The following is a 13,153-nucleotide window of genomic DNA, read 5'->3' as shown; positions in this document are numbered from 1 at the left end:
CAAATGAAAGCATGTGGACAAGCGAGTTGCGGAATAAGCGAAACAAGATTCATGTTTACACCAGGTATGGGTTCAATTGGTATTTGTATTAACTATTTTTAAATAATGACTCAAATAAGTAAAGGATAAATATGTCTTTTTCAGGGGGAATATAATGCAAAATGACATAAATTGAAAAAACATGATGTCATGATAATGAGAACGAAAGCGGCACGGCAAAAAGCCGAAATCTATCAAAAAGATAGACTTCGGCTCTGGATGGAGAAGTTATGAATACGGGGCGGAGCAGGATCAACGATGTTTATCCATCGCATTATGCAGCAGTCGATCCGGAAATAGACTCCAGGGATGGATGGAAGGCGGACTTGACTGAAACATGACTTCCTCTTTGCTTACGGGATGCGGAAAGCCGACAAGCACCGACCAAAGCGCAATCTGCTGGCCTGCCTTGTTGAGGCTGCTTCCGTATTTCTGATCCCCGTACAGAGGACAGCCGGCATGGCTTAGCTGGACCCGGATCTGATGCGGTCTCCCCGTATGCAGCTCGATCAGCACGAGGCTCAAACCGCCTTCGGTTCCCAGTACTTCGTAATCAAGGACCGCATCCTTGGCCCCTTCGGTTCCTTTCGGAACGACCCGCACCGTATTGGTGCGGGCATCTTTGAGGAGCGTATCGGTTAGCCTTCCGGCCGGCTTGGCGGGTGTGCCGTGAACCACGGCGGCATACAACTTGCGGAAGCTCCTGCTTCGGACCGCTTCGGATAAGCGGGATGCCGCCTTGGAGGTTTTGGCGAATACCATGGCTCCGCCGACGGGACGGTCCAGCCGATGCACGAGGCCGAGGTAGACGTTACCGGGCTTGTTATAGCGGATTTTAATGTCTTCTTTCAAAATCGTCAGCATGTCCGGATCCCCTGTGGCATCCTCCTGGGACGGGATGTTGACCGGCTTGCAGACGCCGAGCACGTGATTATCCTCAAACAATACCGGTATGTCGGGATAACGGGCATTCGGTTGGGTCATCGCCTTAATCCTCCCAGCGGCCCAATATTCCGCAAGGCAGGTTCAGACCGGACTGCGTAATCGGCAGGCCGATTTCACCCGCGCTGATGGTGCCGCCGTACTTAGGCTGAAGGGTCATGGACAGCATATTTTTCAGTACGGTAGGGGAGATGCCGGTCGTATAAGAGTTGATCAGGAGGAAAAGCGGTTTGTCGGACAAAATATCCAGGCAGCTTTCGAGGAAAGGATACAAGCTCTGTTCCAATTTCCACGTCTCGCCGCCCGGCCCCCGTCCATAGGAAGGAGGGTCCATGATGATGGCATCATACTTGTTGCCTCTGCGTTTCTCGCGCTGGACGAACTTGAACACATCGTCGGTAATGAATCGAACCGGACGATCCGCAAGCCCGGACAAAGCCAGGTTTTCCTTCGCCCACTGCACCATGCCTTTGGCCGCGTCCACGTGAACGACCTGGGCTCCCGCATAAGCGGCAGCGACCGTTGCACCGCCGGTGTAAGCAAACAAATTCAGCACGGAAATCGGCCGGCCGGCGTTCGATACTTTGTTCATCATCCAGCGCCAGTTCGCCGCCTGCTCAGGGAACAGTCCGGTGTGCTTGAAGTTGGTAGGTCTGATGTGGAACTTGAGTTGGTCGTACGAAATGCTCCAGCGCTCGGGCAGCGTTTTTTTCATCTCCCAGCTGCCGCCGCCGGAAGAACTGCGGTGATAGTGTCCGTGTACGTTTCTCCAGATGCCGCCTTCATTCTTAATCGGCCATATGATTTGCGGGTCCGGCCGGCGGAGAATGACGTCGCCCCAGCGTTCAAGCTTTTCTCCGCCTCCGGTATCTATAACTTCGTAATCTTTCCAGTCATCGGCTACATACATGTTGAAAACCATCCTTCAAATTGTCATTTAAGCTTTATTGTACAACATTTACGGAGAATAATGCCACAAGCCCCGCTAAAGTTGTATCCTCTGCTTACCTCGGTTAATGAAGGCTTTCAAAGACGGAGGAGAATCGGAATTCCCCTTGCAGCCGGTCCAGGGCACCGGGTTCCAGCTCGCAGACCATAAATACGTCATCGCTGACCTGGAACTGTTTCAATTCGAATCCATATCGGCGCGCCGGAAGGAAGCCGAATCTCGGGTAATATTCCGGATGCCCGAGCAGAAAAACCAGCGGAAAGCCATAAGAGCGGCACCGTTCCAGCCCTTCCTTCATCAGGGCGCTTCCGATCCCCGAACGCTGAAACGCAGGGTCGACCGCCAATGGACCGAGCGCCGCTACCCGGTATATGGAGCTATCCTCTTGCACCGAAGCTTCCGAAAATAAGATGTGTCCTGCGATGGAACCGTCCGTTTCATACACGAGGGACAGTTCGGGAATATAGTCCTGCGAAGCACGCAGCCCTTCCACAAGCCGGGCTTCTTCCCCGGTCTTGAATGCGCGCTTCAGCATCTGATCGACATGAGGGTAGTCCGGACATTGTTCGGTTCTGATCATGTTTACCGCCTCCAATTGATGATTTGATCTCCCGGGGATATCAATTCTCGGTCTTCGTTTCAATGGTTAAGCCCTCCACATGTTTCCGCTCCATAAGTTTGCGTTTCTTCCGGTTTTCCTTGGTTTCAAAAACAATATCCAGGTCGTAGTCGTCAGGATACAAGTCTTTGCCCTCGATATGGAGCCGGATGCGCTTATGGTTGATTTTGATCTTCTGTTTCTGAATCATGACGCCTACCATGCCCCGGGCATCCTGGGTTTCGCAGACGATCCCGGTGCGGTTCAGGTAAGGAACATACACGGCATCGCCCAGCTGAAGAGTGCGGGGGAGACTGACTTCCTCATCTTTCCGGTCCACCTCGCGGATCATGTCCTTCGGTTTGCATGGCTCAGGGTGTGGAGACGCAGCTTGAAAGGCATTTTGTTCGTCAAAATTTTCGGAATCGGCTGCCTCATCCGCCCGGCTCCCGTCCGGCGTCTCTGCCATTTCGGATGCCTCCGGAAATCCGTTAAACAAGCCAGGGGATTTGGAAGCGTTCGTCGTGCCCAGTCCTGCCTCGGAGATTTCCCGCGAACGGGCAATGATCGACGAGGGTATCCCCAGTTTTTCGGCGATGACAAAAGCGTAGCTCTGGCCGGCCTCGCCGATGACGAGCCGATATTTCGGCTCCAAGGTCACCGTATCGAATTCCATGCGCGCATTCTCAAAGCCCGGAGTGGACCCGGCAAAGTTTTTGATTTCGGTAAAATGCGTAGTGACGACCACGGTGGACTTGCGGCGGTGCAGCTCCTCGAGCACGGCGATCGAGAGGCCGACGCCTTCCCCGGGATCCGTTCCGGAGGCCATTTCATCGAGCAGGATGAGCGTCCTGTCATTAGCCGAGCGCAGGATTTTCGTTTACGTTTCGGATATGTGCCGAGAAGGTGCTCAGGGCATGCTCGATGCTCTGGCCGTCGCCGATGTCCACGGATACCTGATCGTATACGCAGCACTCGCTGTTTTCTCCAACCGGAATGAGCAGACCCGACTGTGCCATCAGGCTCAGAAGACCGACGGTCTTCAGGGTCAGCGTCTTCCCGCCGGTATTGGGACCCGTGATGACGAGCGACGAATATCGCCGTCCGATGGAGAAGTCAAGCGGGATCATGGCATGGCCGAGCAGGGGATGGACGGCCTGGTTCAGCTTAATCACGCCTTGATCATTCAACTTGACGCTTCGTCCTCCGATCGATAATCCATATTTCGCCCTCGCGACAATAAAATCATACATGCCGACCGTGTCGGCGTTAAGCTGCAGCTCATGGCTGTATTTTTCGGCCAAAGCGGTCAGTTCGCTGAGTACCTTCGTCTCTTCACGGGCTTCTTCGGTTCGCAAAAAACTGAGCTCCATCTGAAGATTCGATACGTCGCTGGGCTCGATGTATACCGTCTGGCCGCTGGCCGATTCATCCAATACGACGCCATTCACCAGTTTGCGGTGTTCTTTCTTGATCGGGAGCACATAGCGACCGTTTCGTTTGCTGACCAGGCTTTCCTGCATGATCGTCCGGTGCTTGCTGAGCAGGGAATCCAGCTTGCGCTTGATCCGATCCTCGGCAACGATGATTTTTTTTTCGGATTTTGGCCAGCTCTTTGCTGGCGCCGTCAACGACGCGTCCGCCGTGAATGCACTGTTCGATCCCGGATAGAAGGGGAGCGAGCTCATACATGGATGCCGCGTAGGAGCTGACCGTCGGCGCGATCTCCTTTTTGGAGGCCATGTAACGGATCAGCTGCCTGCAGCTGCGCAAAAACTGTATGATATGGGTAAAATCGCGCTCGGTCAGGACATAGCCGGTGCCGAGAAGCTGAAATACGGGCTCGATTCCTTCCAGGGAAGGGATCGGAACGCTGGCACCCGTCCGCAGCAGCACCGCGCCCTCTGCCGTTTCATCCAGACGCTGCCGGACCGATTTCAGCTGGGTGAGGGGAACCATATCCCGGATGTGCTTTTTGCCGAGATAGGAGAGCGCGAACCGCTCCAGTTCCTCTTGAACTTTGTCGTACTGCAATTTTTTAAATGCGGCTGTGTTCATGGTTAAATTAGCTCCTTTTCATTTGGATGAAGATTTTTGCCGGTAAACAAAAAAGGCGGAGAATGAACACAGGTTCATTCTCCGCCTTGTTATCGAGTTTTCCATTATTTATGGCGTCCTTGGATCACAGGGTAGACATGCTTGACTTGCATAACCCATGATCAGAAAAACCTCTGCCGGTTTTAACCCAATGCAGACAGACCGCATAAAGCGGTAGTTTTTCTTATGGTACGGAAAGCATGTTTCCACGAGGTGTCTGCTTCGGTACCTTAAAAAATCCGTGCTGAAGACAGCACGGATCATGGACGCCATATATAGGGAAAGATCTCCCGGGCTTCAATTGATATCCGTCGTTCTTAACTAGATTGCATAGCCGAAAAAAACCATAAGAAAATAGACATAGCCTATTCGGGCCATGTTACAGTTTTTTCCAAAATATAAGAAAGCATCGAATTCCGTGACACTTGGCTTATATTTTACGCAGAACCGCGCTCGTCCTTGAATTAGACGATGGATTCGTTTCTGCTTGGCATATGAAATTGGGTTAGTTAAGAACAACCACCGACATCAAAATCTCTCCTTCAAGTTGAGGATATGGCTTAAATATAATGTATTCATTTGTAAAATGTCAAGATCGGCTTAACTCCATTTCCAATTTGTAACAAAGAGGTATCAATTACAGTTAAATAGTTACAATATATTCATAATTTCATGGAATGTTCACAATTTAGACGTAAAATCGTGAGCTGGATATGTTACTTTATAATGGCTAACTTGGTTTAAACATGCTGAATCCAAACGAGCAGAACGTTTGGTACGGGGGAGCTTTATATGGGGTGAATGTTTATTTTACATAAACTAGGAATGCCTCGTTCCGAATCCGACAACTAACCTCGGAAGCAACTAGGAGGATGACATCATGAATAACTTTCTTAAAACCGTAATCGTATCCGGGGCAATTGCCGCCTCAACCCTTGTACTTGCGCCGACTTCGGCAGACGCAGCAGTTTCTTCGATTAAAGTTCAAATCAATGACTCTTTAGTGCCTTTCTCGGATGGCCAGCCTTTTGCAGACAGCAAAGGCTATACCCAAGTGCCGCTTCGCATGATCTCGGAAAAAATGGGTGCCGCCGTCCATTATGAAAAAATCAGCGCATCCCAAGATAAAGTAACGATAGTAAAGGGAAGCAAGGTCGTCGTATTGAAATCCGGTTCGAAAATAGCGCGCGTTGGCTCCAAACAAGTCGCCATGGATACAAGCATGCGGGTCGTTAACGGACGAGCCTATGTTCCGCTTCGTTTTGTAAGCGAAACCTTCGGGTATTCCCTGGAATGGAACGCCAAAAACAGACTAGCCATGATCAGCACCGACGGAAAAAGCCATAAACCGGCCTGGACGGCACCGGCTCACGCCACCTCCGCCGGCAATAAGGTCGTATCGCTGGCCAAGCAATATCAGGGCACCCAATACGTGTGGGGTGGGTCATCGCCTTCCGCAGGATTTGATTGCTCGGGCTACGTTAAATACGTGTACAACAAGATGGGCGTCAGCCTGCCGCGCAGCTCCGTTTCCATGCATAACCATGCCGGCACAGCGGTATCCAAAAGCAATCTGAAACCCGGAGACCTCGTGTTTTTTGTAACGAACAAGGTTTCGACATCGCATGTGGGGATATACATAGGGGATAACAAGTTTATTTCGGCCACAAACAGCGGCGTAACGATTGCGAGTTTGGGCAGCTCCTATTGGGGCCCCAAGTATAACGGCGCAAACCGGGTATTATAAATTTTGATAAAATGCAAGAGACGGCTGTTCCCAATCATCGGAATGATGGTTTGAGGGACGGCCGTTTTTTTATTTGGGCGGGCGCAAAGGGGGAAAATAGGCATACACCCTGTAGCGGGCTGATGCATACAATGCGGGTAGAAGAGCAAAGGAGTGATATTCATGTCAAACTACCCCGGGCATCAAGTCGTGTACCAATGCGACCATCATCTCGCGCATACCATGAAACAACATAAAGATAAGGCGTATCGTGCGATTAAAGACATGGTTAACCGAAAAGTACGGATCCAAACGGTAGATGACGAGGTTTATGAAGGTACGGTCATGAAGGTGGATTTCAAATTTTTGTATCTTAGCGTGGAGATAGGGGAAAGCCGGGGATTTTATCCGGGTTTTTATCCGCCGTTTAACCCGTATTACAGCAGTGTCATCCTGCCGCTTGCTTTGTTTGACCTGCTGGCGATTACCCTGCTGTTATAAAGCCATCTGGATGATGCGTTCATTAGCCTGCGGCGGTACCGCAGGTTCTTTATTTTTTTAGCATATGAATCCAAAAGCCCGATGTAGCGGCTTCCATATTCGCCCTGAAGTATTAATATGGAGTGGAAAACGGGAGCGGTGCAGGGCTGCCCCCAAAAATGTCATGGGGGGAGTCGATGAAAACGAAAATGTTGTATATTCCGTTGGATGAACGGCCGTGCAATTTCGATTTTCCGGCCGAACTGGCCAAGGGTACGGACGTGGAATTGGTAAGACCGGGCCGGAAGCTGATGGGGCTCAAAAAACGGCCTGGCCATGTGGAGGCTCTGTGGGAGTGGCTTTTAGCGGAGGCGAAAGACGCGAACGGCGCCATCCTTATACGAAGACCGCATGCTTCATGAAAGCGTAAAACATCAAATATTGGCGGCAGGCGGACTGTTATGCGATTTCTGGCGGGATGCGGATCTTGTGTTATGCAACAATGCGGCGGGCGGACCGATGCTCGAGTCGGCACGTCAGCACGAATCTGGTTCGCCGGGAGTTGGAGCAGTTTGCGGCACGCTATTTGGATGCGGCACCGTACCGGATTCAAATCAAAGACTGTTATATGCCTTGGAGCCGCATGTTTGAAGCAGGCTTGTCCGTTTCATTGGCAGAAGACGAATGATCATCCCGTATTTCATATTGGATTCCTAATAACCGATTGGGGTAAGCAAACCTGTGGCGATGCCGCAGGTTTTTTTGTCGAAAAAAAAGAGGTCGCCAAGTAAAAAGAGACTTCGGGCTACTCCAAAAGAAACATACATAATCCCGATTCGTCCAAATAAACATGTACAGAATGGATTAGCTTCACCTGTCCAGCCGGCGATACGTTGTTCGGTTATTCAAGAAAGGAGGAGGTTCGATTTGTCATCCACCCCTGAAGGGAACATGCTCACGGTTAGGAGGCTGCCCAAGCGGAAATTCAGATTTACCCGAAATGACTGGATTGGCTATTTATTCAGCGCTCCGCTCATCATCGGTGTCCTTGTATTTGCCATCTATCCGATGTTTGCCGCTTTGTTTATGAGCTTTCATCAAACATCGGGTCTGAATTTGACCGGCACGTGGGTGGGACTAAGCAATTACAGTTATGCGCTTGAAGATTCCTTATTTTGGCAAGCGCTTTCAAACACGTTCATGATGGGGATCTGGTCCGTTCTGTTGGGAATTGCACTTTCTTTTATTTTGGCCAGTTTGATCAACAACTTGAAATGGCATTTCGGGCGGAATTTTTTCAAAGCGGTGTATTTTTTTGCCCAACGTGGTGTCCGGCGTAGCGACGAGTCTTTTGTTTTCTTTTTTGTTTTTTCCGTCCAAGGAAGGGTTGATCAACTTTGTGATCGGTTTGTTCGGCATGGATCCGGTCGGCTGGTTTACCAATCCGGAGGTGGCGCGGTACAGCATTGTGCTGATGAGTTTATGGGGAGCGCTGGGTTATAACACGATTATTTTCCTGGCCGGCCTGCAAAGCGTTCCACGAGACCTGTATGAAGCGGCCGAGGTGGACGGGGCGGGCACGTACCGGAAGTGGCTGTATATCACCATCCCGTATTTGCGGCCGATCTTTGTGTTCATGCTCATCATGGGAACCATCGGGGGCATGAAGCGCTTTACCGATGTATGGCTCATCGGGGGAACCGCGGGAAATCCGGGCGGAAGCCTGATGACGGTGGTGCTTTACATTTACCGGAATGCGTTCCTGGCCTCGCAGATGGGTTTGGCGACCGCAGTGTCTTATCTGTTGTTCCTGATTATCCTCATCCTGACCGTCTTCCTTATGCTGCTTAACCGCCGCAAGGACAGTCTGGATTAACGATGATCCTCATTCGCCAATCCAAGTATCGTTTACTAAAAGGACAGGGGGGAGACCATGGCCGGTACAGCCTTGCCCAAGGAAACCGTGCGTCGTAAAGCGATCACGCTGAATCAGCTGATCTTGAGCATTGTTCTGTTTTTGGGCTCGTTTGTGATGATTGTGCCTTTTTTGTGGATGCTGGTGACAAGCTTCGATTGGGGAGCGCGGCTCAACATTTCATTTCCGCCGAAAATCTGGCCGGAGGAGCCTTCCCTGCGGACGTTCGAGGCTGCGTTTACGAATATCAAAATGTTCCGCTATATCGGCAATTCGACGCTGGTAAGTGCCGGGGTCATCGTGATCAGCTCGCTGTCCGCATTATTGTCGGGTTACGCTTTGTCAAAGCTGCGCTTTAAAGGAGCTAATTTCGTCTTGCTGCTTGCGCTCAGCACGATGATGATTCCGTTTGAAATGACCATGATTCCGCAATACCTTTTGTTCAGCAAGCTCGGTTTGGTCGACAATTACCTGGCTTTTTATTTGCCGGCGATGAACTATGCGTTCGGCACCTTTTTGGCCAAAGCGTTCTTCGATCAACTGCCAAGCAGCTTGCGGGAAGCCGCCGTACTCGATGGCGCCAAGGAGTTTACGGTGTTCAGCCGGGTGTACCTGCCGCTTTGCACGCCGATTATCGCAACCATGGTCATCCTGCTGTTTCTCGGCGTATGGAACGACATGCTATGGCCTCTGCTGATCCTGAAATCGGCGGCCAAGTATACGATCCAGATCGGCCTGGCCATGTTCACCTACAACAACGGGATCAACCAGCAGCCGTCCATTATCATGGCCGCCACGACGACAAGCCTGATCCCGGTCGTGATCGTATACCTGTTTTTGCAGCGTTATATCATCGAGAGCATCGCGCTATCCGGCATCAAGCAGTAATGAAACCATAGGAAATCTATTTGATGGAGGGATGAACGGGTTATGAAAAAAGCGGTACTGCTGATTTTATCCTTTATGCTGGCGTTTACCATGGCTGCTTGCTCGGACAGCTCGGGTAAAGACGTAACCGGCGGCGTCAAGATCGAGAAGGTGTCGGACATGGAAGGGACCGTGCGCATGGCCCTCGCGGGCTGGCAGCTGGAAAACGGGATCGATGCCCTGACGGGCAACCCGACGATCGGCCTCAACGAATATCTTGACAAAACGTTCAAGAAAATGTACCCCAACATCAAGCTTGAGGTCTACCAAATCCCGTGGGAGAACGTGAAGGCAAAACAGACGGCCATGCTGCTGTCCGGCGACGCGGACGTGCTTTATACCGGCGGGGCCTTCGCATCGCAATGGTACCAGGACGGACTTTTGCGGGATCTGGATGATCTGATCGAAAAGGATAAATCGTTTGATGCAAGCACCTACCTGGAAGGCATCATGAACAATTCCTACAGCACCAAATCGCCGGACGGGAGCAAACAGTTCGGGATACCGGCCGTCCTGGGCCGCCGGATGACGATTTATGACAAGAAGCTGTTTGAGGACTGGGGAGTCGAGCCGCTGTCCGCCCAGGCGGGACCGGATGAGATATTGGAAAAGGCCAAGAAAATGACCGGAAAAAATCCGAAAACCGGGGAAGACAACTATGGCCTGTACTGGAGCGGCAATTCGCTGAACGGATCGACCTTCGTTGCGTTAACCCTGGCTTTCGGCGCCAAAGGGGCGGAAGGAACGTTGAAGGACGTGAAAAGCATCAAGTGGCATCTGAACTCCCCGGAAATGGTCAAGGTGCTGGAATGGCTGAAGGAAGCCGCCAAGCTGCCGCCGGCCGGATTCGTGAACGCCCAGGGCGCGGAAAACTTCGGTCTCGAGAAGAATAACATCGCCATCGCGCTCGATTCCAGCGGAGGCTCCACGATGAGCGAATACCGTTCGAAGCAGAACAAGGAACTGTTGGACCGTTTTGAGCCCGTGCTGAACATGGGACCGAAAGGCGAAGGATGGGTTGCGGTCGACCCGTTCGTCATGGCAAAAAACGCGAAAGACGTGGACGCTTCCTGGGAAGTGTTGAAATTCATGACCAGCTACATGACGCAAAAATATATGTATGAAAATTTTTCCAGTAGCCCGACATTGAAGGCCGCCGATTTTGTCACGCCGGAAGACAAGTTCGTGAAAAAAGCGCTCGAAATCGCCGATGTGGGCCATTCCGAGTTGATGGATGAGGCAAATCCGTTCTATATGAGCGACATCGCTCCGGCAATCAACGGATTTATCAGCCAGGCAGCGTCCGGAAATGCGCCGGACATCCAAAAATTCCTCGACGATCTGCAGGCGCGCGCCGAAAAATGGTCGGCTAATCTGAAGTAAGTGAAGGAGGACTGCACATGGTTCGCATCGGCGTGGTTGGCGCAGGAGTTATTGCGGCAGAGCATTTCAAGCATATCGAAGCAAATGAACAAGCCGAGTTCGTCGCTGTATGCGACATCGTTTCGGAGCTGGCGGAAGCCGCTGCCCGGCGGTATGGGGCGGTACCGTACACCCGGGTGGACGATATGCTGGATAAAGAACGATTGGATGCGCTTTTCCTATGCGTTCCTCCGTTCGTCCATGGAGAGATCGAGGAGACGGCTGCCCGCAAGGGCATCCACCTTCTCGTTGAAAAACCGGTTGGTCTTCATATGGATGAAGTTCGGCGTAAAGCGGCCGTCATTTCGGAAGCGGGCATTCTGGCCGGCACGGGCTACTGCCTGAGATACATGGAGACGGTACAACGGGCAAGGCAGTATCTAGAAGGAAAAGAGATCGGGATGGTCCGTGCCTATCGTTTTGGCGGAATGCCTCCGGCATTCTGGTGGATCGACCATGCGAAATCAGGCGGGCAGCTGGTGGAACAAACCACGCATAACGTGGATCTGATGCTGTATTTGGCCGGCCCCGTGCGAAAAGTGTCCGCCGATATGGCGCTTCTTCTCCATCGCGACATTCCGGGGATTACGACGCCGGACGCAGCATCGGTCAACCTGGTGTTTGCGTCCGGGGCGCTCGGGCATATCGATACGGGTTTTCTGCCTCAGCCGGAGGACCGTTCTTCCCTTGAAATTATGGGCAGGGACTTCCGGGTCACGATCAAAGGGACCACGCTTGCGATCGTTGAACCGGGCAGAAGGACCATATGGCAGGGAAAGAGCGACTTTTACAAGCAGCAGGACGATGCTTTCATCCAGGCAGTGGCTACCGGAGACCGCAGCTTGATTCTTGCTCCATACGAAGATGCCGCATATACCCTGGAGGTTACGCTGGCTGCCAATGAATCAGCCCAGACTGGACTACCAGTGATGATTATATGAACGTACTCGGGTGTAATATTCCACTTTTTTTGAATTCTGTTCGATATTTATTTTTGGATGAAGTTGTTGGTCTATAGTTTTTTATAGTGAAAAGCGGCCGTTTTTGGCCGTTTTTTTTTTTTATGAGATAAGAAAGTATAAACTTCAGAAACCATAAAGGGAAAAGGGGACGAATTCGAAAACTATGAAAAAGCATGGATTCATATACGGAAACCCAAGGCTTGTTCAAGATGAAGATTACTATTTTTCAAAGCTGAAGGATGATTCTTATTCCTTTTTGTTCCAAGTGGATGAAGACGGTTATCCAGATGCAATTGCTTGCGAAAGACTATGAAAGGAAATAAAGACAAGTCACCCTCATTGTGCTATTTGTTACTAAAAAAAAGGTAACGACAATCTCTATTAATGCCGATACTACCATTAAGGAGTGTGCTGGAAGCTTTGGTAGTTGTGTCGACTATGAATTCTTGAAGGAGGTTGTAAAGTGAATATAAGTGCAGCCAACAATATGGAGTATTTGGCATCAGCCATGAACATGCGGCATTTGAAGCAAAGCAACGTTGTAAGCGGAAGCTCCGATTCCGTTGACTTTAAGCAGCTATTGTCAAAGGTCGATTTGGAAGGGGTTAGGGATGGAATTTCCAAAAAATATGGTCTGTCCGTAGGATTGGAGGCCATCCCCAAAAATGAAGAGGAAATCGTCAGACGAGGCAAAAGCGGCGGAATGATGGATGTCATGATTGCGCCCAGCATTGCGGAAAAAATGATAGGCGATCCTGCACTTCGAGCGAAGGTGGAAGGATACATCGATTATTATTCGAATGTAGAACGTCCGGGCTTTGAACGGACGGATAAGATGTATGGCATTACTACGGTTGCTTCCAGCCTGATCATTCACGAAGATGGCACACGAACAGTATGGAGCGCTTCGGTAACCTCGCCGGAAGAAGTAGAGAAAGGCAAAAAAAATTGAAGCAGAAAAGCAGAAGAAGAAACAAGAGGAACAGGCGCGATTGGAATCAATCCACACGCAAAAGGATCGGCTCTCTGCTATGTCAAAGTCGCTACAACCAGATGTACCTCTGAGTTATATGAAGGATGCTCCTTATTCAGGATT

12 protein-coding genes, 2 pseudogenes and 1 riboswitch are annotated in these 13,153 nt (G+C 50.9%); of the genes and pseudogenes, 10 read left to right on the top strand and 4 right to left on the bottom strand.

Annotated features, from left to right (window positions below):
* Positions 1 to 291: 291 nt before the first annotated feature.
* From XI25_RS10515 to XI25_RS10500, 4 genes and pseudogenes are all read right to left on the bottom strand, one after another.
* Positions 292 to 1,023: an RluA family pseudouridine synthase gene (locus tag XI25_RS10515; RefSeq protein WP_046678554.1), complete on the bottom strand. Its 732-nt coding sequence runs from the start codon at positions 1,021 to 1,023 to the stop codon at positions 292 to 294.
* A gap of 4 nt (positions 1,024 to 1,027) precedes the next feature.
* Complete coding sequence (locus XI25_RS10510; protein ID WP_046678553.1) at positions 1,028 to 1,891, bottom strand: class I SAM-dependent methyltransferase; 864 nt, start codon at positions 1,889 to 1,891, stop codon at positions 1,028 to 1,030.
* Positions 1,892 to 1,994: 103 nt separating this feature from the next.
* Positions 1,995 to 2,510: a GNAT family N-acetyltransferase gene (locus XI25_RS10505; protein WP_046678552.1), complete on the bottom strand. Its 516-nt coding sequence runs from the start codon at positions 2,508 to 2,510 to the stop codon at positions 1,995 to 1,997.
* Positions 2,511 to 2,550: 40 nt separating this feature from the next.
* Positions 2,551 to 4,586 (bottom strand): annotated as a pseudogene (locus tag XI25_RS10500) (endonuclease MutS2).
* 776 nt (positions 4,587 to 5,362) lie between these two features.
* Positions 5,363 to 5,503: riboswitch (cyclic di-AMP (ydaO/yuaA leader) on the top strand.
* A 2-nt stretch (positions 5,504 to 5,505) separates the two neighbouring features.
* On the opposite strand from XI25_RS10500, the gene XI25_RS10495 reads away from it, so the two are divergent.
* The 10 genes and pseudogenes from XI25_RS10495 to XI25_RS10455 all read left to right on the top strand — a co-directional run bounded on the left by XI25_RS10495 (position 5,506) and on the right by XI25_RS10455 (position 13,009).
* The gene (locus XI25_RS10495; protein ID WP_046678551.1) at positions 5,506 to 6,372 is read left to right on the top strand and encodes a C40 family peptidase; all 867 of its coding nucleotides are present in this window, start codon (positions 5,506 to 5,508) and stop codon (positions 6,370 to 6,372) included.
* A gap of 162 nt (positions 6,373 to 6,534) precedes the next feature.
* Entirely contained in the window at positions 6,535 to 6,852 is a 318-nt protein-coding gene (locus XI25_RS10490) for a hypothetical protein (RefSeq protein ID WP_046678550.1), read from the top strand.
* Between the two features lie 176 nt (positions 6,853 to 7,028).
* On the top strand, positions 7,029 to 7,253 hold the full coding sequence (locus XI25_RS10485; protein ID WP_046678549.1) for a DUF4127 family protein: 225 nt from the start codon (positions 7,029 to 7,031) through the stop codon (positions 7,251 to 7,253).
* Positions 7,254 to 7,318: 65 nt separating this feature from the next.
* Positions 7,319 to 7,519, top strand: coding sequence for a DUF4127 family protein (locus XI25_RS10480; RefSeq protein WP_152669114.1), 201 nt, complete (start codon positions 7,319 to 7,321; stop codon positions 7,517 to 7,519).
* Positions 7,520 to 7,758: 239 nt separating this feature from the next.
* Positions 7,759 to 8,707, top strand: a pseudogene (locus tag XI25_RS36210) (carbohydrate ABC transporter permease).
* A 57-nt stretch (positions 8,708 to 8,764) separates the two neighbouring features.
* Positions 8,765 to 9,634 (top strand): carbohydrate ABC transporter permease, encoded by an 870-nt coding sequence (locus tag XI25_RS10470; protein ID WP_046678547.1) that lies wholly within the window; start codon positions 8,765 to 8,767, stop codon positions 9,632 to 9,634.
* Between the two features lie 42 nt (positions 9,635 to 9,676).
* A complete protein-coding gene (locus XI25_RS10465; RefSeq protein ID WP_046678546.1) occupies positions 9,677 to 11,056 on the top strand; it encodes an extracellular solute-binding protein in 1,380 nt (459 codons plus the stop codon).
* Between the two features lie 17 nt (positions 11,057 to 11,073).
* Positions 11,074 to 12,036, top strand: coding sequence for a Gfo/Idh/MocA family protein (locus XI25_RS10460; protein WP_046678545.1), 963 nt, complete (start codon positions 11,074 to 11,076; stop codon positions 12,034 to 12,036).
* A gap of 184 nt (positions 12,037 to 12,220) precedes the next feature.
* Complete coding sequence (locus XI25_RS33335) at positions 12,221 to 12,370, top strand: hypothetical protein (RefSeq protein ID WP_160308903.1); 150 nt, start codon at positions 12,221 to 12,223, stop codon at positions 12,368 to 12,370.
* A 150-nt stretch (positions 12,371 to 12,520) separates the two neighbouring features.
* A complete protein-coding gene (locus XI25_RS10455; RefSeq protein ID WP_046678544.1) occupies positions 12,521 to 13,009 on the top strand; it encodes a DUF6033 family protein in 489 nt (162 codons plus the stop codon).
* Positions 13,010 to 13,153 lie beyond the last annotated feature (144 nt).

It is taken from the genome of Paenibacillus sp. DMB20, assembly GCF_000987955.1.
Lineage (GTDB): Bacteria > Bacillota > Bacilli > Paenibacillales > Paenibacillaceae > Paenibacillus_AQ.
The sequence above is the reverse complement of the archived record's forward strand: the minus strand, read 5'-3'. Positions and strand labels throughout refer to the sequence as shown.

What these genes read in the sequence shown, in the direction of transcription:
- XI25_RS10510 (WP_046678553.1), bottom strand. Translation starts at nt 1,891, where the DNA reads ATGTATGTAGCCGATGACTGGAAAGATTACGAAGTTATAGATACCGGA.
- XI25_RS10465 (WP_046678546.1), top strand. Translation starts at nt 9,677, where the DNA reads ATGAAAAAAGCGGTACTGCTGATTTTATCCTTTATGCTGGCGTTTACC.
- XI25_RS10490 (WP_046678550.1), top strand. Translation starts at nt 6,535, where the DNA reads ATGTCAAACTACCCCGGGCATCAAGTCGTGTACCAATGCGACCATCAT.
- XI25_RS10515 (WP_046678554.1), bottom strand. Translation starts at nt 1,023, where the DNA reads ATGACCCAACCGAATGCCCGTTATCCCGACATACCGGTATTGTTTGAG.
- XI25_RS33335 (WP_160308903.1), top strand. Translation starts at nt 12,221, where the DNA reads ATGAAAAAGCATGGATTCATATACGGAAACCCAAGGCTTGTTCAAGAT.
- XI25_RS10495 (WP_046678551.1), top strand. Translation starts at nt 5,506, where the DNA reads ATGAATAACTTTCTTAAAACCGTAATCGTATCCGGGGCAATTGCCGCC.
- XI25_RS10470 (WP_046678547.1), top strand. Translation starts at nt 8,765, where the DNA reads ATGGCCGGTACAGCCTTGCCCAAGGAAACCGTGCGTCGTAAAGCGATC.
- XI25_RS10485 (WP_046678549.1), top strand. Translation starts at nt 7,029, where the DNA reads ATGAAAACGAAAATGTTGTATATTCCGTTGGATGAACGGCCGTGCAAT.
- XI25_RS10505 (WP_046678552.1), bottom strand. Translation starts at nt 2,510, where the DNA reads ATGATCAGAACCGAACAATGTCCGGACTACCCTCATGTCGATCAGATG.
- XI25_RS10460 (WP_046678545.1), top strand. Translation starts at nt 11,074, where the DNA reads ATGGTTCGCATCGGCGTGGTTGGCGCAGGAGTTATTGCGGCAGAGCAT.